This window comes from Moorena sp. SIO3H5, assembly GCF_010692395.1.
In the GTDB taxonomy this organism is placed as follows: domain Bacteria; phylum Cyanobacteriota; class Cyanobacteriia; order Cyanobacteriales; family Coleofasciculaceae; genus Moorena.
On record NZ_JAAHHS010000114.1, the window covers coordinates 1 to 19,663 of the forward strand.

Genomic DNA, 19,663 nt, shown 5'->3' on the forward strand with positions numbered 1-19,663 from the left:
AAAAATACCGGAAATCCGGTACTTGCGAGCATTAGGTCGCGAGGAAGCCGCCATCCACCACAAAGTTGGAGCCCGTCACCCATGAGGCGCCACAATTAGGGTACGCTCGAACTGTCCAGTATCTCCATTATTAATCCGGAAATAGGTGGACAGTTCCATCGGGCATTTGACTCCTTTAGGAATATAGACAAAGGAACCATCACTGAAAACAGCAGAATTGAGAGCAGCAAAGTAATTATCTGCCACAGGAACAACACTACCCAGGTATTTTCGCACTAACTCTGGGTGTTCTTGCAACGCTTCCGAAATCGAACAGAAAATTACCCCCGACTCAGCCAGCTTGTCTTTGAAGGTAGTGGCGATCGAGACACTATCAAAGATGGCATCCACTGCTACATTAGCCAGCCGCTTTTGCTCAGATAGGGAAATGCCTAATTTATCAAAGGTTTCCAGTAAAGCTGGGTCAACTTCATCCAGGCTATTGAGTTTTTCCTTCGTCTGTTTGGGTGCTGAGTAGTAGATAATTTTTTGGTAGTCAATGGGAGGATAGGTGACATGGGGCCAGGTTGGCTCGGTCATTTTCTGCCATTGTCGATACGCCTTCAGGCGAAACTCCAGCATGAACTCGGGTTCGTTTTTCTTAGCCGAAATCAGACGGATAATATCCTCATTTAGTCCACGAGGAATGGTATCCGCTTCAATATCTGTGACAAAGCCGTACTTATAGGGTTGGTTGACTAATGTCTTGACAGTGGCAGTCATTGATTTAGTGCTCTCTTATCATTAAGGATTCAGTGGAGTTACAAACACAGTGATAGTTTGTTCGCCTTTGACTTTCCCGTAGAATAGGTTGGCAGCTTGGAAGGTTAGAGGTTGTAGACTCCGGCTAGCGACTGCATCAAGACAGCGGCTTGCTTTTTTCTTCGGTTACAACTATAATATAGTGCTTCCTCATGCCCACGGGATGTGATCTGGTTACTGGGTGGATTAAAACAACGTTTTTGTTGTTTAACTCTATTGTAGGTTATATTAACAACAAACATGTTGTTAAAGTCAAGGGAATTTAGATTAAATAGAAATAACGGTACCGACAAGCACCAAAGGCAAGCCTGAGTGCCCTTCCCCTGTTACCCCATTCCCAACTCCGAAGCCCATGATGCCTACTCAGCAAACTTCCACCAAGCGAGACATCCTACAATATCTCCTCAAACAGGATCGAGCAAGAGCCCAGGAGTTAGCCACAGCCATAGGGGTTAGCCCCCAAGCTATTCGACGTCATCTCAAAGAATTGGAGGCAGAAGGGCTAATTGAATACAAAGCTGTTCAAAGTGGTATGGGGCGTCCTCAACATATCTATCACCTCTCTGCCCAAGGACGCGATCGCTTTCCCCATCATTACGGAGAGTTTTCCGTTTCCCTACTCGATACCATGACAGAAACCTTGGGTCGTGAACAGACCAGCACGATTCTACAAAAGCAATGGCAACGTAAAGCTCAAGAATACCGGGAGTGTATCGGGAATGGTACAGTGCGAGAGCGAGTAGCCAAGTTAGTAGAACTGCGTAGACTAGAAGGTTATATGGCAGAGTGGCACACCCCAGATAATGGTAATTTAAATAATGGCGTTAGGGAGCAGTATATTTTAACTGAATACAATTGTGCTATTTCCAACGTTGCCGAATCTTACCCCAGTGTGTGTGGTCATGAATTGGAAATGTTTGCCGCCGTATTGCCAGATTGTACAGTGGAGCGTACTCACTGGCTTAATAATGGAGAGCATCAGTGCGGCTATTTAATCACAGGGCCAGTAAATAACTAACATGCCAATAACATAAGCCTGTAAGCATATGCTTACAAATTATATATAGCGTTTTTAGGACTCATGAGGTACACATTATTTTTTACCTCTTCCCTCACTTCCCCTCCTGGGAGGGGTTAGGGGTGGGTTACTTTTACCTGCTCCCTGCTCCCTGCTCCCTGCTCCCTGCTCCCTAAAAACCATAAATTTGTACCTCACAAGTCATAGAATTGCTATAGTAATCCTTGAAAACCCTTATGGCTGATTCCCAGCAATCCTCAATCCAATTCTTAACTCCGGAAGAATCCGCTGATGTAGACCAAGCATTGCTCTCTTCCCCAGAGAAATTCTTAACTCGTTTAACGATTTCCTCCCTCAGACTGTTGAAGCATATTTCACAAGATACTGGGGTGCCCATGGAAGAGTTGACCCATCAGCAGATCATCGATTGGTTTGAGAAGGATAGTAAGATTCGGCGAGAACAAGGGCTAGAGGCAGCATTTTTGAAGTGGTAAGCCGATAAACAGCTAATATTCTCCCCTTGAATAATACTTAGTAAGTGATAGTTGTTAGTTATTAATTGGTAATTGGTAATTGGTAATTGGTAATTAGTAGTTTACGATTCTCCATCAACTATTACTCATTACCAACTATCCAGGGATTATTTTGGACGTGATTAACTGAACTTGATACAATCGGTTGTTTGTTGATAGTTTGCTGCATAGTAGTATTAACAAACAATCGCCAACAAAACCTGATCAAAAATCAGTAATTTAGAGCTTATTTATAAAATAAATATTAAATCATTTGGGTGCGTTAATAATTTGTAACGCACTTATTTAATATAGTGCCTCTGCAGCTAATTTTCGTCCTGTCACTAATAAAAAATTACCAATGCTCTACGCTATCACCAGCCCTACAGCAATTTAATATTTTCTTTATAAATGACGCTTTAGAAGATTTTGGGTAAAATTAGTGATCAATATCACATAAAGGCGTTGTTCTAAATCACAGCCTTGCGTGATCTAAACCGATGAAATGGATTTAAGTTACCGCTAGCATTCTTAGGTCAGCTGTTAATACTCAAGGAAACGGTGCATCATGAATACTCAACAAATACGCTTTGCAGCCATCACGATTTTAGATATTGCTCTATTGTTCACAGCCCCTATAATCATCGAATTATTCTCAAAAATTCCTTAAGTCTCAGGAACTATGTCTTAGGAATGATGAACGAATAATCAGCATATAATATATGTAGCGTTTACAAATGAGATGTAAACCTAAGAAGTCTTTTTTGATTTTTAAATAAAACTCTGGATCTCTTTCTGCTATTGCCTTTTGCCTAGTTTAGGCAAGGCAATTACCGCAACACTTGTGTTTACAACCCATATAAAAACGCTATAGACACATAGTCTTGTATTAATCGTTTTTGCAGTACAAGCCCCTAACTCCTAGGATGGGGCTATTCATTATTAATCATTCATCGTTCATCGTTTACTGATCACTGTCGGGATCAATGGCATGGTAATTCAGTTAATTTTAGATAGTTAATTTTAGATATAAAATCAATCTGAAAATGATCACTTTATATGTAATCAATAAAGTAATCAATAAATTTCAAAATCTGCTCTTAACCGGAATAATAGTGAGTGTGGGGTTGTGGGCAATACCAGTATCAGCACAGGTAGAGGATGAGCAAGTCAACGCTCTTGTAGACGCACTGCGGCTTTCGGCACCACCGAATCGCCCGAATGATGGCATGTACAGCCAGTGGCAAGTAAAACCTGCCATTATCCCTAGCTGGACATCCCAATGTGCAGAACAGGTAATGACACCTGCACAATTTGAAGCGGACCCGACCACAGCACGCAGTGTTGTGGCTTGCATCATCAGACGCGAACTAGAGATTGAATTTAGAGATACTGGCAACAATGAAATGATGGCTGTTCGCCGTGCCGCCTGTTGGTGGATGACAGGACAACCCTCTGGCTGCAACAGTGGCCCAACTGCTGACTATGTTAAGAGAGTACTTGGCTTTTATCAAATGGGCTTTGATCAGCAGCCCCAGAGCTCCACACCAGTATTCCCACAAATACCAGTATTCCCACAAGTAGAGGATCCGCAAGTCAACGCTCAAGATCCGCAAGTCAACACTCAAGATCCGCAAGTCAACACTCAAGATCCGCAAGTCAATGCTCTTGTAGAAGCACTGCGGCTTTCGGCACCACCGAATCGCCCGAATGATGGCATGTACAGCGACTGGCAAGTTTTACCAGCTATTATCCCGAGCTGGACATCCCAATGTGCAGGACAGGCCATGACCCCTGCACAATTTGAAGCGGACCCGACCACAGCACGCAGTGTTGTCGCTTGTATCATCAGACGGGAACTAGATATTGAATTGAGAGATACTGGCAACAATGAAATGATGGCTGTTCGCCGTACCGCCTGTTGGTGGATGACAGGAGAACCCTCTGGTTGCAACAGTGGCCCAACTGCTGACTATGTCGAGAGAGTACTTGGCTTTTATCAGAACCCTTAACCTTGGCCTTTGGCCACGCTACGCGAACAACAGATCATACAGATCATGCTGCTTGTCGGGACAACAACAGTTGAACAAAAGTATCACTAACTGTATGGTCTTTAGTATTCGCTGCGTATTGAATTAAGGTTTCCCGCAAGTGCCAAGCAGCATTCCACGGCAGTAGAGTTGCCAAGAGGAAGTACACACCGCGAAATCTAGGGTCACTGATATGCTTGTTTGGCAAATCTTTTCCCTCACCTAGGAACGTCTGCACGATGAAAAAGTCTTGGATTTTGTCGTGGCGGAAGTACCATTCTTTTCGATCATTGCCTGTATGGTCAACAAATATACGACAAATTACCATTTTGTGGCGTTCCATGCAAATCAGTTCTTCAAACCATTTGTCAGCTGGTATAGCTACCTGGTCTTGCAAGCGCATCTGGTAAACTGCTTCAGCAAATGCCTCTAGGGGAAATTTCTTCAGATAGAGTTGTTCATACTCCTCAGCCATATATTGATACTGCTGTTGCTGCAAATTCAGCAAGTCTGGTTTCTGCCCATAGGCTATCATCTGAGCCACTATGGTCAGGTCCATGGGGTTAGACAGCATCCGACGCACAGCTTTCCGTTCTTCTTCTGATTGGTACTCATATAAAACGGTTTCAATATACTTTTCGCAGGCTTGTTTGTACTTTATACCCGAGACGGGAGCATCTGGGGGCATAATCTTATAGCGGGATAGTAAAAATTCCTTAATCTGCTTAGGTTTTAATGGTTGCAGTACATAGGTCGTAGCGGAGGAAGGAGTATGGCACTCCATGGATTGGGTCCCGATGATAATATTCCCCTTGAAGTAACTTTCCACAAAAGTGGTAATCATCGCTCGTGTGTCTGGAGTGACTTCATTGAGTCCATCAATACAGATATCAAGGGCATCACTGTAAATCAGGTCTCGCAAGTAACCAGAGTCTTGGGCGAATCCATGAAGTTTTGCTTGAATCGCTTCGATCACGCCATTAGCGCATTTCTCAGCAGGTAAATAGACGATGATTCGCTTAGATGATTTCACTAAGTTGCGTAGAAACATGGATTTCCCTAATCCTGATTCCCCTTCCAGGACAATGGGTAATTCCAGATCTGGTATTGCTTCTTGAATGGGTTGGATGATACTTTTTCCCTTGCACTGGACTTCCAAATCAGGAAAGTAAGCTTGTTCATCAAAGTTTTCTAAATCCGCATCTGACAGCAAGGATTCCTGGAAGGGGGCAAATAACTTGGAGCGTAGAAAAGGAATCCAAGTTAGGGCTATACCCACATACCCCAGTCCAAAAAACCTCCGCACCCAGGGATTCCAAAAGAAGATAGCTTGGACTTGGGGGGATTTGGGATAAAGCAGTATCAGCCCGAACCAAAATAGCATATGAGTTAGCCAGATAATCACCCCTTCCCTAAGAATTTTATGGTAACTACGAGAGTCCTGTTCTTGCTGGAGATCATAAAGACCACCACGAACGGTTTCGATCCATCTATCCTGGAAAATTTTCTCCGTGTCTTGCTCTAGCATTTTGACCACTGTTTCAAATTGCAGTATGCATTGTTCCAATTGCACTTTGGTGAGCTGCTTCCTCTGTTTTCCAACCTTAGAAGCAATTTCGACAACGGCAGAGAGGGCGGAATAGCGAACATCGGTAGATTCATCTTTGAAAAATACATCTATTAGGACAGGGACAGCCTTAACCCCTTCCGTTCCCATCTTTCCTAGAGCAGAGGCGGCATAATAGCGAACATAGACTGAGTTATCCTCAAGCAACTCAATTAATAGAGGCAGAGCATCCTTAGCTGCCTCTCCAATTTCCCCTAGTACCTCGGTAGCGTAAATCCGGATCAGAATAGATTTATCGTTTTTGAGTTGCTCAATAAGCTGAGGAGCAACATCTTTACTTTTCTCGGCAATCTGCTCTAGGGCATTGACGCTAGTCCTGCGAACCGAGAATGTTTGATCCTTTAGCGCTTCAATCAGGTAAGGTACAGCTGACTTGGCTGCTTCTTTTTTATTCCCTAGGGCATAAGCAGCGTTAGTACGAACCTCAGCAGATTGATCCTTCTTCAAGACTTCAATCAGCTGAGGTACAGCCTCATTGGTTTTCGTTCCCAAGTTCCCTAGGGCATAAGCACCATTGGCACGAACTTCAGCAGATTTATCCTTAAGTGCATGAATTAGATCAGGGATAGCGTGATAAGATGCTTCTCCCATCAATCCTAGAGCAGAAGCAGCTTTGGCTCGAACTGCCGCCGAGTCATCGTTCCTTAGGGCTTTAATTAACCAAGGGACAGCTTCATCCGCTTCCTCTCCCATACTCCACAGAGCAAACGCAGCTCCCTCCCGAACTGCAGCAGATTTATCCGTCTTCAGGGCTTGAATCAGTAAATAGACAGATTTTGAACCACATTGGACTATAGCTTGTTTAGCGGTTGTGTTGTCTATATCGTTGAATTTGGCGATATTAGTCTTAATCTCTAGTTGAGTACACCCTTGAGCTAAGGCAGGACTACAGGGCAGCAGTAGCAATGAGCAGCCCAGTAAAAAGACCTTGAGCACTGAGGAAGTGGGTTGTTTGATGCACCTGATCATAGCAGTTCTCCAAGGTTTCGTGAGTATAGATACAAGCAATCTCTTCACAAATCCAGTTTTATTTCTCTGAGGGGCTATAAAAGTACCCCTAAGGGTACTCGTGAGGATTCCCCACTCCCTGATATCCAGTCCGGAGTGCCTAAGTATTAAGTTTTAGATATTAAGTTTTAGGTAAGTATTCAGCGATCAGCGATCAGCAGTCAGCCTTTAGCTGATCGCGCACGCGTGCGCGTAGCGCATATCCTTACAGTTTTAACTATTAAGTTTTAGAAATATTAAGTTTTAAGTATTATTTCTTAGGTATTAATTCTCAGGTGTTAATTTTTGAGTATTAGGGAAAAGAGGCGTAGTTGAAGCCTTCTTTGGTGCGCGGAAGACGAGCGCAAACTTTGTCAAAACCCCCTTAGTCTAGATGTTTAGAGCCTCATACCTAAAATCTAGAGCTTAGAGCCTAGAGTGTATAACCTTAAGCACAGCACAGGATCTAATTCTGTTTTTTTTCTTAACATTTGACTTTTTCAGAAAAAAGTGTCAAAATAGATACAGAATTAAAAATTGGAATTAAATAAGCATTGAGGTCTCTGTCGGATCAGTGGCTCTTCACTCAGATGTCCTGAAGTAGATAAGCCGTAGAGAACCCAAGAAAGTAATACTTAGGGCAGGCTTGCCGAAGCCTTAGACAGATTTCCTCACCTGGCCAAGCAACTTATTAAGCAATTTCTGGCCAAGCAACTTATTAAGCAATTCCATTAAGCAATCTTATTAAGCAATTCCATTAAGCAATCGAATTGGAGGTATTCCAACCATGAAACTTTCTTACCGAGGTGTCAGTTATCAAAGTGAACCATCTACCCTAGAAGTATCTGAAGGGGAAATTGGTGGAACTTACCGGGGTCATAGCTGGAAAGTTCACCGGATTAAGCATAATCCTTGGCGTAAATCATCGGCTAACATGACCTATCGTGGTGTTAGCTATAAAAGAGGGTAGCTATTACTATAACTAGTTTTGTTTGAGTCAAAAAGTGCTGGGTGCTTGGTGCGTAAGGACCTCAGGGCTGAGTAAACATTGATCACATATTACTCAATAGTAAAGATTTTAGTACTCAGCATTTCGGTACTCAGCATTCTAGTAATCAATATTTCAGTACTCAATATTTCAGTACTCAACATTATTTAAAGCAATCAAGACTATTGAAAAAAGTGGTCTGATATTATTATTTGTCAATCGGAGGGGTAATAGATATGAAACTTAGGTATCGTGGTGTAAGTTACGACGCTGAACCCTCTCTACTAGAAGTGAGAGAGGGTGAAATTGGTGGCACTTATCGGGCTCAAAATTGGAGATTTCACTATCCCAGACATATGCCTGAACCGCCACCAGTAAATCATCTGAAATGGCGTGGTGTTTCTTACTGCACTGGTAATGCAACTGTAACTAATTGTGATATAACTAATTCTCAACCAGTGGCTAAACCGATTTCTACTGTAGCTGCAAAGACATCGATTGCTCGCCACCAGCTGCAAAAAGTCTTGAATGAGAGCAGAAAAGCGCATCTGGCTACTATGCGCCAAACTTTGGAACATCGTCTACAGGTAGCTAAAGCTAAAGGTGATCAGAATCTGGTGCGGCTTCTAGAAGAGGAGTCAAGGCAGATGCAACCTATCTAGTCACTTAACCCAGATACTCCCACAGGTCTGGTGGCGAGCTAGTTTTGGATTCTCGCTAACCCTAGCCATTGCGATATAGATTTATCAAACCTTATTGATACTTTGTCACATATTCACGAATCTCTAACATCTGACAGGGCGATCCATAGCGATCGCTTTTTTGATGCTTTGATTTTTAATGCTTTGATGACTTGCCACACTCTGGGAGGGCAATATTTTGTCAAAATTGTCATACATCAAATAGCGCACGGGCTAATCTATCATGCTGAAATCTTATCGTGAACACGTCGCTGAACGGGGAGCTCAAGGCATTCCTCCCCTACCCCTAAGTGCTGAGGAAACATCCCAACTTTGTGAACTGCTGCAAAATCCACCAGCTGGGGAAGAAGAAGCATTAATGGCTATGTTACGCGATCGCATTCCCCCTGGAGTGGATGAAGCAGCTTATGTCAAAGCTGGGTTTTTAACTGCGATCGCAAAAGCAGAACTCACTAGTCCTCTAATTTCCCCCCAGGGTGCTGTAGACCTATTGGGTACTATGGTCGGAGGCTACAATGTCCAATCCCTAGTTGAGTTACTCCAGTCTAATGACACCACCTTAGCAGCTTCAGCTGCTACTGCCCTAAGTAACACATTACTTGTCTTTGATGCGTTCAATGATGTTATAGAAATTTCCGATGTCAATCCCTATGCCAAGCAAGTCATCGATGCTTGGGCCAATGCTGCGTGGTTCATCCAGCGTCCCAAACTCCCCGAAGCAGTTACTTTAACTGTATTTAAGGTACCCGGAGAAACCAATACCGATGACTTATCCCCCGCCACTCACGCCACCACTCGCCCAGATATTCCCTTACATGCCTTGGCCATGTTGGAATCTCGGATAGAGTCGGCTTTAGAAACTATTGCTAAATTAAAACAAAACGGGTATCCTGTGGCTTATGTTGGGGATGTTGTTGGTACTGGTTCATCCCGGAAATCGGCAATTAATTCCTTACTTTGGCATATTGGTGAAGATATCCCCTATGTTCCCAATAAACGGGCTGGGGGATATATCTTAGGTAGCAAAATTGCCCCGATCTTCTTCAATACGGCTGAAGATTCTGGTGCATTGCCCATTGAGTGCGATGTTTCAACAATGGAAACAGGTGATGTGATTACCATCCATCCCTACAAAGGTGAAATCACTAACCAAGCTGGGGAAGTCATTTCCACCTTTACCCTCAAACCTGATACCATCCTCGATGAAGTCCGTGCTGGTGGACGGATTCCGTTACTGATTGGGCGATCGCTTACGGATAAAACCCGGGAAGCCTTGGAATTAGAACCGAGTCCCCTGTTTACCCGTCCAACCATCCCAGAAGATACCGGCAAAGGCTTCACCTTAGCCCAGAAGATGGTCGGTAAAGCCTGTGGCTTACCGGGTGTTCGTCCAGGTAGCTCTTGCGAACCGATCATGACTACAGTTGGTTCCCAGGATACCACAGGACCAATGACTCGGGATGAATTGAAAGAACTAGCTTGTCTTGGTTTCAGTGCCGACCTAGTCATGCAAAGCTTCTGCCATACTGCTGCTTATCCCAAGCCCGTTGATGTCAAAGTCCATAAAAAATTGCCCGACTTCTTTGCCTCTCGTGCTGGTGTAGCCTTGCGTCCTGGGGATGGCATTATTCACTCTTGGTTGAACCGGATGTTATTACCTGATACCGTAGGCACTGGTGGAGACTCTCACACCCGTTTCCCCCTAGGCATTTCCTTCCCTGCTGGTTCCGGATTAGTGGCCTTTGGTGCCGCTTTGGGAGTCATGCCCTTAGATATGCCGGAATCTGTGTTAGTGCGGTTCAAAGGTGAATTGCAGCCAGGGGTAACCTTGCGGGATATTGTCAATGCTATTCCCTATGTAGCTATTCAAAAAGGGTTGCTGACAGTAGAGAAGAAGAATAAGAAAAATGTCTTCTCGGGACGGATTATGGAAATAGAAGGATTGCCCGATTTGAAAGTTGAGCAAGCCTTTGAACTTACTGACGCTACTGCGGAACGGTCTTGTGCTGGCTGTACCATTAAGCTAGGAGTAGAAACAGTATCTGAGTATTTGCGTTCCAATATCGCGCTACTGAAAAATATGGTAGGGCGAGGCTATCAAGATGCCCGTACGATCATGCGTCGAGTGGCCAAGATGGAAGAATGGTTGGCAAATCCCGTACTGATGGAAGCCGATCCAGATGCAGAGTATGCTGAAATTATCGAGATTGACTTGAATGAAATCACTGAGCCAATTGTAGCGGCTCCCAATGACCCAGATAATGTGAAATTGTTGTCTGAAGTCGCAAGCGATCGCATCGATGAAGTATTCATTGGGTCTTGCATGACCAATATTGGACACTACCGTGCCGCTGCCAAAGTCCTACAAGGGGAACCCCCTGTTAGCACTCGCTTGTGGATTTGTCCCCCTACCCGGATGGATGAGAAACAACTCAAAGAAGAAGGCGTTTACGGTATCTTTGGCATAGCTGGTGCCCGGACTGAAATGCCTGGATGTTCCCTGTGCATGGGAAATCAAGCTCGGGTTGCTGATAAAGCCACGGTATTCTCTACCTCTACTCGTAATTTTAATAATCGTATGGGTAAAGGTGCCCAAGTCTACTTGGGTTCTGCTGAATTAGCAGCAGCTTGTGCTTTGTTAGGTCGGATTCCCAGCCCTGAAGAGTATCAGTCAATTGTAGCCGAGAAAATTAATCCCTTTGCTAATGATTTGTATCAGTATTTGAACTTTGATCAAATCGCAGGATTTGAAGATGAAGGGCGAGTGATTCCTATCGAAGAAATGCCCAAGATTGAAGATATTTTGGGTATGCCAGCGGGAACTATTAAGTAGTTTAGTTTAGCTAATTTTTCGGGTGAGCTCTTGGGTTCACCCGATTATTTATATGAGCTTAAGCGCTACGCGCACGCTACGCGAACAGCTATCAGCTATGAGCTTAAGCGCTACGCGCACGCTACGCGAACAGCTATCAGCCAAAAGGCTGTGGCCAGGCTACTTGAGGTGCTTCTGAATAATATATGCTGATTGCTGACCGCTGACCGCTGACCGCTGACCGCTGATAGCTTACTATATCAATTACACTAAGATAATAGTCATAGCAAAGGATTTCCCTCCGTGTTACTTAAAGACTTAGAGCAACAACTTCTTGCCCTTAGCCCTAGTGAAAAAGTGCAGGTTATTCAGTTACTGGCTCAAAGTCTCACAAACAATTGGCAAGGAATTGATAAAAACCCTAGAGTTTGTGGGGGAGAAGCTTGCATTGTCAATACTCGTATTCCCGTCTGGTTACTTGTAGAAGCTCGTCGTATTGGATACAGTGATGGTGACCTTTTAAAAAGTTATCCAACAATTACAGCTGCTGATTTAGCCAATGCTTGGGTATACGCAAAAGCTCACCCCGATGAAATTGAAATAGCCATTGAACGCAATGATGTAGCCTAGTAGATGGCACGTTTTTACACAGAAGAAGTTAGGCCAGGTAAAAATCCTGATAACAAAAATGCTTGACTTAAATAAAATCCAATCCATTGCTGAATCCTATTCTCCCCAAGAACTATTTGCTGCTTTAGTGTGGCAGCGCCGATTCAATCAGTTTGATGGCCCAGAAGTTATTACTGACCTTTCCAAGCATACAGATTTATGGGCAAGCTTTCTGTTTACCAAACCCGTTTTTGCCCCAGATGAAAATGGTTTAAGTTTTGGTGGTTTGCTAGATACCCTGCTGGCAATGGCAAACTATCGTCCAATGCCAGATAACAGCATTATTCATTTTGTGGCCTATCCAGCAGATACCTTATACATACTTGCAGAAAATCAAGATACCACAGTTTCCCAACTAATCGATTTGGGGAAAAAATGGCGAGCTGACTCGGTAGAGGTAACTGATGGCACAAATGAAGAGTATAGTTACCGACTTAAACGCCGATTGAGATATCGATATGAAGGGGCATTATGGGGAGACGATATTAAACGTGATCGGGATGCAGTTGTTGTTTGCTATTGGTGGGATTGAACTGTATTTAAGCTATCAGTTATCAGTATTCAGCTATCAGTATTCAGCTATCAGCTATCAGCTAATGCGCTACGCGCAAGCTACGCGAACAGTATTCAGTTATCAGCTATTGGCCTTAGGCCACGCTAGTTTAGGTGCTAACAGCTTATTAATAATATAAGCTGACCGCTGATTGCTGAAAGCTGACTGCTGATCGAATATGCCAGGAGGCGGACTTGAACCGCCGACACGAGGATTTTCAGTCCTCTGCTCTACCAGCTGAGCTATCCCGGCTTGTTTTTTTTCGGCTTGTCTTTTTTGACGCCTTATTAAGTCTAACAAACCTACTCTGGATTGGCAAGTAGATCAGAAAAATTTTTTTTTGTGCGATCCAGCTTCAATTTTTGTCTACTGTTCCCTATTCCCTATTCCCTGTTCCCTATTCCCTATTCCCTGCTCCCTGTTCCCTATTCCCTGCTCCCTGCTCCCTGTTCCCTACTTTGCCAGAAGTCTACTATATAACCAAATGACTCAACCACCCTCAGCCAATGTTTTCCCTAACTCAAACCAGTACCCGCCAGCGAGAAATCCTAGAAGTTGTCTTCCGAAACGGTTGGGATTACATGCGAGGACTCCTAACGGGCAACAAAAATAATGACGAACCTCAACTCCCCACTCCTGCTGTCCTCCGCAACATCTTAATCGATTTAGGTCCGGTGTACGTTAAGTTAGGACAACTGCTGTCTACCCGTCCCGACCTATTACCAGGAGCCTATGTTGAAGTCCTGACTGACTTGCAAGCCAATGTACCACCAGTAGCCTGGAGTGAAATAGAAACCCTGCTACAGCAAGAACTAGCACAGCCAATCTCAGAAACCTTTACTACCATCAATCCCCAAGCCATTGCTGCTGGTTCCATTGGTCAAGTCCATCGGGCTACCCTCAAAAATGGTCAAGACGTGGCTCTGAAAGTGCAACGTCCTGGGATTGACCAGATCGTTGCCCAAGATATTGCTATCATTAGAGGCTTAGCGGAGTTAGTCTCTCTGACCGAATTTGGTAAGACTTACGATATCGTTGCCATAGCCGATGAATTTGTGACTGCCCTAGAAGCAGAACTGGATTTTACCCAAGAAGCTAACTATACCGATAAACTACGCAGTAATCTATCTAATAGCCGCTGGTTCGATTCCCAGCAATTAGTGATACCAAAGATTTACTGGGATTTGACCAGCCAAAAGCTACTTACCATTGAGTGGCTGGAAGGGGCACCTCTGCTATCGGCGCAATTATCACAAACTCAACAGGGCAAAGACCCCCAGACCCAGCGACGGGAAATTACCACCGTGTTATTTCGGGCTTTCTTCCAGCAGGTTTATATCGATGGCTTCTTCCATGCTGACCCCCATCCCGGAAACATATTTTATCTGAGCGATGGTCGTGTCGCTTTATTAGACTGTGGCATGATTGGACGCTTAGACCCCCGCAGCCAACAGATTTTGACGGAGATGCTCCTAGCAATTGTAGATTTAGATGGCAAGCGATGTGCTCAGTTAACCCTACAACTATCTGAAGCCGGTGAGTCGGTCAATTTATCTGGCCTGGAAAATGACTATGACCGTATGCTGCGCAAGTATTACAACCGAAGCCTCTCCAAAATCAACTTTAGTGAAGTGTTTTATGAGATACTGCAAGTCTCGCGCAATAATAAAATCCGCTTACCCGGTAATATGGGTTTATATGCCAAAACCCTAGCTAACTTGGAAGGGGTTACCCGTGGGTTTTATCCTGAAATTAACCTGCTCGACCAAATCAAACCCCTGATTACGGAAGTGTTTCGGCGTCAACTCCTGGGAGATGATCCCTTACAAACCCTTCTGAGAACTATTTTAGATCTCAAAAGCCTGTCATTGCGATCGCCTTCTCAAATCGAATTATTTTTAAACCGGGTCAGTTCCGAAACCCTGAAGTGGAATATTACCGTCCCAGAGCTAGACAAACTACGTTTCAGTCTCGATGATTCTGCTAATCGACTCTCCTTCAGTATTGTAGTCGGTGCCCTGATTGTGGGTGCAGCAATTGTGGCTTCAGGAAGCCAAACTCCCCAGATGTTGGTGGTTACTAATATCCTGTTTGCTGCTGCTAGTTTTTTAGGCTTGTGGCTGATTGTTAGTATCTTGCGTTCGGGAAGGTTACGATGATTTGATCAGGGAGTAGGGAATCGGGAATCGGGAATCGGGAATCGGGAGCATTCAGCGGTCAGCTTAAGCGCTACGCGCACGCTACGCGAACAGCTTGTCGGGTGGGCAAAAACCGTTTGGTTGTTTTGAGTATTAATGATTAGATTACTTTGCCCACCCTACTTTAATTGCTATTTTTTTGTACACGCAAGCTTGTCGGGTGGGCAAAAACCGTTTGGTTGTTTTGAGTATTAATGATTAGATTACTTTGCCCACCCTACTTTAATTGCTATTTTTTTTGACTATGGCTGACGGCTGACAGCTGACGGCTGACAGCTGACATCTAACTTCCCATCGGCGATATCAGCTTCAAGCTGTTTATCCCATAGTAACCAGTCTTTTTCAGCTTTCCGGCAAAAGGAGCCCCACATCTCAATACGTAGTATGAGTGCTTAAAGTTACCATAAGATAGTGGAGCTTTTATGGTTAGTCGGTTATGGGCAAAAGGGTTAAATCTTTTGTAATAAAGCTCCACTATCTAAGGTTTCGTCTCCAGGGAGGAATTTTGCACAGAGTATGCACGGGAGTGGGAGACGAGCTATAAAACTTCTGAGCAATTCTGAGTAAGTCATTCCTCTTCTGTCGGCCTCTTCCTGTAACTGCTTTTTTTCAAATTCGGTAACTCTAACTACAAGCTTTTTACTTTTCATTACGGGTTGATGTTTGTCGCCACGACTGCTATATTAATAATAGGTCGAAAAACAGGAATTGACAACAATGAGAACAGCGTATCAATATCGGTTAAGGCTATCAAAATCACAGGAAGCAGAAATAGAAAGATGGCTTGATATGCTGCGACACCAATACAACTATCTATTGGCTGACAGATTTAACTGGTATGAGCAAAATCGCTGTTCTATCAACTCTTGCCCTTTGATCTGCCACTTACCAGAGTTAAGAAACAACCCTGATTACTTTTCTCAAAAGAGAACTTTGCCTCAGTTAAAGAAAGATAGGCACTGGTACAAAACTATCCATGCTAATGTCTTACAAGATTGCGTTAAAAGGGTAGACCTGGCATTTAAAAGGTACCTGAAAGGCGATTGTAATGGGAAGAAGAGCGGTAGACCTAGATTTAAAGGCAAGAACAGGTACAAATCCTTAACTTTTTCCGCTTTCTCGAAAAATCCTATCCAAGGAAAAAAGTTGAATCTACCTAAGTTTGGATGGGTCAAAATGGTTTATCATCGACCTATTCCAGACGGTTTTAAAATCAAAACTGCTACAGTCACACGTAAAGCCGATGGGTATTATGTGACCTTGTCGCTACAGGATGATATTGTTCCTAGTGTGATTCCCATAGAACAAGTATCAAACCCTATTGGGATAGACATGGGTCTCAAATCATTTTTGATCAAGTCCGATGGAACAGAGGTTCCTATCCCCCAGTATTATCGGAAAGCTCAAAAACGACTAAAGAGGATCCAAAAAACTGTCAGCAGATCTAAAAAAGGTAGTAACAATAGAAAAAAAGTTGTCACTAAATTAGGGAAAGCTCACAAAAAGGTTGCTGACACTCGAAAAGATTTTCATTTTAAAACTGCGAAGGGTTTACTAGATAGTCATGATCTAATTGCTCACGAAAAGTTAAATATCAAAGGTTTGGCCAGAACTAAGATGGCTAAATCGATTTTTGACGCTGGTTGGGGTCAATTTCTGTCAATTCTATCAAGCAAAGCCGAAAATGCTGGTTTGATCACGAAGGCAGTAAATCCAAAAAATACCAGTCAAAACTGTTCCAGTTGTGGGACAAAAGTACCTAAGAAACTAAAAGATCGCATTCATTCTTGTCCACATTGTGGATATAAAGTAGATAGGGATGTGAACGCGGCAATTAATATATTAAATTTGGCGGTGGGGCATCCCGTCGGTAGTAAAGCTTTCCGAGTATCCGAACCAGTAGGTGGAGTTGGAAAGAAGCCCACACTGAACTTGTAAAAGTCAGTGTGGGAGTATGTCACCAAACCACTCTCTCAATCGCACGAAATCTTCCTTAGAGAGAGCCTCAATTTCCGCTTGAATCTGTTCTACTTTTGTCATCATAAAAAACTGACTGCAATACTGGTGATTAAACCTCTATAGTCTAGCATAAAAATTAACTTGATCTAGGCTATAACTCTAGTCCTTGAAAGGTAGAAGCATAGTTTTGGAAACCATTAGAAAGGATAACTCTTCCCCTGAGTAATCTCTCTCTTCATCCCCTGTTCCCTGTTCCCACATCCGCTATTCCCTAATATTTAAAGTATTCAACCAAACATGATATAATTCCATCGAGGCACTAGGTAAGCTCATCCCGCAATCTTTGAAAATTCTCGCGGCAAGCGATAGTCCTGGGATGATTTGACCCTAACTTTCGTTCAAAAATCTCCAAGGCTTGGACAAACAGAGGTTCTGCCTCCGAGTAACGTCCCTGATTATTGTAGAGTTTTCCCAGACCGTGAAGGGAGATAGCGACATATGGGTGTTCTTTACCGTATAGTTTTTTCGTCATCTCCAAGGCTTGGACAAAAAGAGGTTCTCCCTCCGAGTAACGTCCCTGATCCCTGTAGAGTGATGCCAGATTGTGAAGGGAAAGAGCGACAGATGGGTGTTGAGTACCTAAAAATTTTTTCTTCATCTCCAAGGCTTTGACAAAAAGAGGTTCAGCTTCACCGTACCGTCCCTGATAAAAGTAGAGTGATGCCAGAATGTTGAGAGATTGTGCGACATGTGGGTGTTGAGTACCTAAAAGTTTTTTCCTCATCTCCAAGGCTTGGACAAAAAGAGGTTCGGCTTCAGAGTACCGTCCCTGATTAGTGTATACATATGCCAAATTGCTGAGGCAGATAGCGACCTCTGGGTGTTCTTGACCTAAGAATTTTTTGTCCATCTCCAAGGTTTGGACAAAAAGAGGTTCGGCCTCGCAGTACCTTCCCTGATCAAAGTAGAGATTAGCCAGATTGTTGAGGAAGATGCTGACAGATGGGTTTCCTTTACCTAAAAGTTTTTTATTTATCTCCAAGGCTTGGACAAAAAGAGGTTCGGCCTCGCAGTACCGTCCCTGCTCATGGTAGACTAATGCCAGATTGTTGAGGGACATGGCGAAATCTGGGTGTTGAGTACCTAAAAGTTTTTTCCTCATCTCCAAGGCTTGGACAAAAAGAGGTTCAGCCTCGCAGTACCTTCCCTGCCTATAGTAGAGTAATGCCAGATTGTTGAGAGAGGTGGCGACAGCTGGGTGTTCGCTGCCTAAACGATTGCGGGTGAGCTCTTTGCATTGCTCTAACCAGGGTAATGCCTCCTCATAAGCCCCTTGACCTTGGTAAAACCAACCCAGACCCTGGAAAGGTTGGTATAAATCTTCATCCCTGAGCCAGTCTGAGAGTACTGTCGCAGCTTCTGTCAGGTGAGGGATGGCGGGAGTATTTGCATCTATATCCTTTTGTGCCGGTTCAAAAGGAATTTTATCTGCTACGGCCACCATTGCCTGAGCAAATCCCTGCTTGAGTTGATCAGCCCCATCGTAACGTTCCATTTTGTCTCGTAGGAACTCTCGAATCAACTCGTGCAGCTGGTAGATTCCCTGACCCTTGCGCCCAAGTAAATTCAGTTCCAACAGACTGTAATCTCTAATATCTTCTAAATCCTCTGAGTCTTGGTCAGGCAAACAATTTTCCACCAAATACCAGGGAATGGGAGCCAAAGCAAACAAACTCAGCAGACAACCCAACTCCTGGGCTTGTTCATCCAGTTCAAGCCAACTCAACTCAAAGGCTGCTGCTACTCCCTTTTGTGCTGTCATAGTAGCAGCTGCTTCTGTTAGCGATTCCTGTTCCAGATGCTTTTTTTCCAACCGCTGCTGCATATCTGCCAGGGATAAATCCTTTTTAAATATTTTTAAATCTCGCCCTACCAATTCCAAACCTAGGGGCAGATATCCCAACCATTTGCAGAGTTTTTTGGCTTCCGACCACTGCCGGTTTAGTCTTTCTGTTCCGATTAGGGATTCCAATAACTCCAAGGCCGCCTTTTCCGAAAGTACTTCCAGGGCTAACAGATCAAATGACTCTGCTAACGACTGCTTCCTGGTAGTAATAATTATTTTAAAACGGGGCTGATTTGGAGGCAGATAGGGTTTAACTTTATCATATTCAGTAACATCATCCAAAATCACCAGCACAAAATTATCCGATGGCTGCCAATTGTCCCAGCACCATTGAGCCTTTTGTTCGGGAGTAAGAGGTTTTCCTGCTTTTTCCTGAGGCACTTCCAAGTTCATTTCGAGCTGGGCAAACTCTACAATTTGAGTCCCTAAATCCACATCCCGCGCCTGCAGCCAGCAAACCCCACCCAGATAATCCCGGTAATAGTTGAGGGCATATTGCAGGGCTAATTCAGTTTTACCGATACCACCCATGCCAGAAATAGCAGAAATTACCACCCGTTCTGCCTGCTGTAGCCGCTGGTGTAGAGTTTCCAGTTCAGGTTCGCGTCCAACGAATTTGGAAACATGGGTGTGGGGGAGATTTTGGGGAATGGCTTTTAAACCTAGTCCATCATCAACTTTTTTTTTTGCCTGTTCCTGTTTACTATCAGGATTACTATCGGGATTAACTGCTACTTTCGGTTCAATCGGTGCCAGAGGAGTTGTTAAATTCTGATTGATAAACCGCTTTACCTGACGGTAGATTCGATTCTTTTTATCCTCTACTTTGCAGATAGAAATATGGTCAACATCCATCGGGACAGGAATAACGCCCTTAATACCAGGGTCAGCACTGGTTTGAT

The 19,663-nt window shown here is 43.8% G+C and carries 14 protein-coding genes, 1 tRNA gene and 1 pseudogene; 11 read left to right on the forward strand and 5 right to left on the reverse strand.

Features of this window, described 5'->3' with window-relative positions; translation table 11 throughout:
- Positions 1 to 87 precede the first annotated feature (87 nt).
- A pseudogene (locus tag F6K52_RS14875) lies at positions 88 to 762 on the reverse strand (Fe-S cluster assembly protein SufB); the annotation flags it as partial.
- A gap of 391 nt (positions 763 to 1,153) precedes the next feature.
- On the opposite strand from F6K52_RS14875, the gene sufR reads away from it, so the two are divergent.
- The 3 genes from sufR (at position 1,154) to F6K52_RS14890 (ending at position 4,343) form a co-directional block, all read left to right on the forward strand.
- Positions 1,154 to 1,819 carry an iron-sulfur cluster biosynthesis transcriptional regulator SufR gene (sufR, locus tag F6K52_RS14880; protein WP_293078840.1) on the forward strand — a complete coding sequence of 222 codons (666 nt, stop codon included), beginning with the start codon at positions 1,154 to 1,156 and terminating at the stop codon, positions 1,817 to 1,819.
- Between the two features lie 236 nt (positions 1,820 to 2,055).
- A complete protein-coding gene (locus tag F6K52_RS14885; protein WP_293078842.1) occupies positions 2,056 to 2,313 on the forward strand; it encodes a hypothetical protein in 258 nt (85 codons plus the stop codon).
- Positions 2,314 to 3,377: 1,064 nt separating this feature from the next.
- A complete protein-coding gene (locus F6K52_RS14890) occupies positions 3,378 to 4,343 on the forward strand; it encodes a hypothetical protein (protein ID WP_293078844.1) in 966 nt (321 codons plus the stop codon).
- Positions 4,344 to 4,386: 43 nt separating this feature from the next.
- Here F6K52_RS14890 and F6K52_RS14895 read toward each other — a convergent pair whose 3' ends face one another.
- Complete coding sequence (locus tag F6K52_RS14895; RefSeq protein WP_293078846.1) at positions 4,387 to 6,957, reverse strand: HEAT repeat domain-containing protein; 2,571 nt, start codon at positions 6,955 to 6,957, stop codon at positions 4,387 to 4,389.
- Between the two features lie 805 nt (positions 6,958 to 7,762).
- On the opposite strand from F6K52_RS14895, the gene F6K52_RS14900 reads away from it, so the two are divergent.
- The 5 genes from F6K52_RS14900 to F6K52_RS14920 all read left to right on the forward strand — a co-directional run bounded on the left by F6K52_RS14900 (position 7,763) and on the right by F6K52_RS14920 (position 12,677).
- Complete coding sequence (locus tag F6K52_RS14900) at positions 7,763 to 7,945, forward strand: DUF4278 domain-containing protein (RefSeq protein WP_070392931.1); 183 nt, start codon at positions 7,763 to 7,765, stop codon at positions 7,943 to 7,945.
- A gap of 254 nt (positions 7,946 to 8,199) precedes the next feature.
- On the forward strand, positions 8,200 to 8,625 hold the full coding sequence (locus tag F6K52_RS14905; protein WP_293078848.1) for a DUF4278 domain-containing protein: 426 nt from the start codon (positions 8,200 to 8,202) through the stop codon (positions 8,623 to 8,625).
- Between the two features lie 262 nt (positions 8,626 to 8,887).
- Positions 8,888 to 11,497 carry a bifunctional aconitate hydratase 2/2-methylisocitrate dehydratase gene (gene acnB / locus F6K52_RS14910; protein WP_293078849.1) on the forward strand — a complete coding sequence of 870 codons (2,610 nt, stop codon included), beginning with the start codon at positions 8,888 to 8,890 and terminating at the stop codon, positions 11,495 to 11,497.
- Positions 11,498 to 11,779: 282 nt separating this feature from the next.
- A complete protein-coding gene (locus F6K52_RS14915) occupies positions 11,780 to 12,106 on the forward strand; it encodes a DUF433 domain-containing protein (RefSeq protein WP_293078851.1) in 327 nt (108 codons plus the stop codon).
- 58 nt (positions 12,107 to 12,164) lie between these two features.
- Positions 12,165 to 12,677, forward strand: coding sequence for a hypothetical protein (locus F6K52_RS14920; protein ID WP_293078853.1), 513 nt, complete (start codon positions 12,165 to 12,167; stop codon positions 12,675 to 12,677).
- A gap of 200 nt (positions 12,678 to 12,877) precedes the next feature.
- Here F6K52_RS14920 and F6K52_RS14925 read toward each other — a convergent pair.
- Positions 12,878 to 12,950, reverse strand: a tRNA-Phe gene (locus F6K52_RS14925).
- Between the two features lie 110 nt (positions 12,951 to 13,060).
- Between F6K52_RS14925 and F6K52_RS14930 the strand changes: the two genes are divergently transcribed.
- Both F6K52_RS14930 and F6K52_RS14935 read left to right on the forward strand, forming a co-directional pair.
- The gene (locus F6K52_RS14930) at positions 13,061 to 13,186 is read left to right on the forward strand and encodes a hypothetical protein (RefSeq protein ID WP_293078855.1); all 126 of its coding nucleotides are present in this window, start codon (positions 13,061 to 13,063) and stop codon (positions 13,184 to 13,186) included.
- Positions 13,187 to 13,204: 18 nt separating this feature from the next.
- Positions 13,205 to 14,857: an AarF/ABC1/UbiB kinase family protein gene (locus F6K52_RS14935; protein ID WP_293078858.1), complete on the forward strand. Its 1,653-nt coding sequence runs from the start codon at positions 13,205 to 13,207 to the stop codon at positions 14,855 to 14,857.
- A gap of 281 nt (positions 14,858 to 15,138) precedes the next feature.
- Here the strand turns inward: F6K52_RS14935 and F6K52_RS14940 are convergent, their stop codons facing one another.
- Positions 15,139 to 15,267: a hypothetical protein gene (locus F6K52_RS14940; RefSeq protein ID WP_293078860.1), complete on the reverse strand. Its 129-nt coding sequence runs from the start codon at positions 15,265 to 15,267 to the stop codon at positions 15,139 to 15,141.
- 346 nt (positions 15,268 to 15,613) lie between these two features.
- Here F6K52_RS14940 and F6K52_RS14945 point away from each other — a divergent pair, with 346 nt between their 5' ends.
- Positions 15,614 to 16,834, forward strand: coding sequence for a transposase (locus F6K52_RS14945; protein WP_293078862.1), 1,221 nt, complete (start codon positions 15,614 to 15,616; stop codon positions 16,832 to 16,834).
- A 340-nt stretch (positions 16,835 to 17,174) separates the two neighbouring features.
- On the opposite strand, the gene F6K52_RS14950 is transcribed toward F6K52_RS14945, so the two are convergent.
- Positions 17,175 to 19,663: tetratricopeptide repeat protein (locus F6K52_RS14950; protein WP_293078864.1), on the reverse strand; the 2,489-nt coding region annotated here is incomplete at its 5' end.

What these genes read in the sequence shown, in the direction of transcription:
- F6K52_RS14945 (WP_293078862.1), top strand. Translation starts at nt 15,614, where the DNA reads ATGAGAACAGCGTATCAATATCGGTTAAGGCTATCAAAATCACAGGAA.
- F6K52_RS14935 (WP_293078858.1), top strand. Translation starts at nt 13,205, where the DNA reads ATGTTTTCCCTAACTCAAACCAGTACCCGCCAGCGAGAAATCCTAGAA.
- F6K52_RS14885 (WP_293078842.1), top strand. Translation starts at nt 2,056, where the DNA reads ATGGCTGATTCCCAGCAATCCTCAATCCAATTCTTAACTCCGGAAGAA.
- F6K52_RS14890 (WP_293078844.1), top strand. Translation starts at nt 3,378, where the DNA reads ATGATCACTTTATATGTAATCAATAAAGTAATCAATAAATTTCAAAAT.
- acnB (WP_293078849.1), top strand. Translation starts at nt 8,888, where the DNA reads ATGCTGAAATCTTATCGTGAACACGTCGCTGAACGGGGAGCTCAAGGC.
- F6K52_RS14905 (WP_293078848.1), top strand. Translation starts at nt 8,200, where the DNA reads ATGAAACTTAGGTATCGTGGTGTAAGTTACGACGCTGAACCCTCTCTA.
- F6K52_RS14900 (WP_070392931.1), top strand. Translation starts at nt 7,763, where the DNA reads ATGAAACTTTCTTACCGAGGTGTCAGTTATCAAAGTGAACCATCTACC.
- F6K52_RS14920 (WP_293078853.1), top strand. Translation starts at nt 12,165, where the DNA reads ATGCTTGACTTAAATAAAATCCAATCCATTGCTGAATCCTATTCTCCC.
- F6K52_RS14895 (WP_293078846.1), bottom strand. Translation starts at nt 6,957, where the DNA reads ATGATCAGGTGCATCAAACAACCCACTTCCTCAGTGCTCAAGGTCTTT.
- F6K52_RS14940 (WP_293078860.1), bottom strand. Translation starts at nt 15,267, where the DNA reads ATGTGGGGCTCCTTTTGCCGGAAAGCTGAAAAAGACTGGTTACTATGG.
- sufR (WP_293078840.1), top strand. Translation starts at nt 1,154, where the DNA reads ATGATGCCTACTCAGCAAACTTCCACCAAGCGAGACATCCTACAATAT.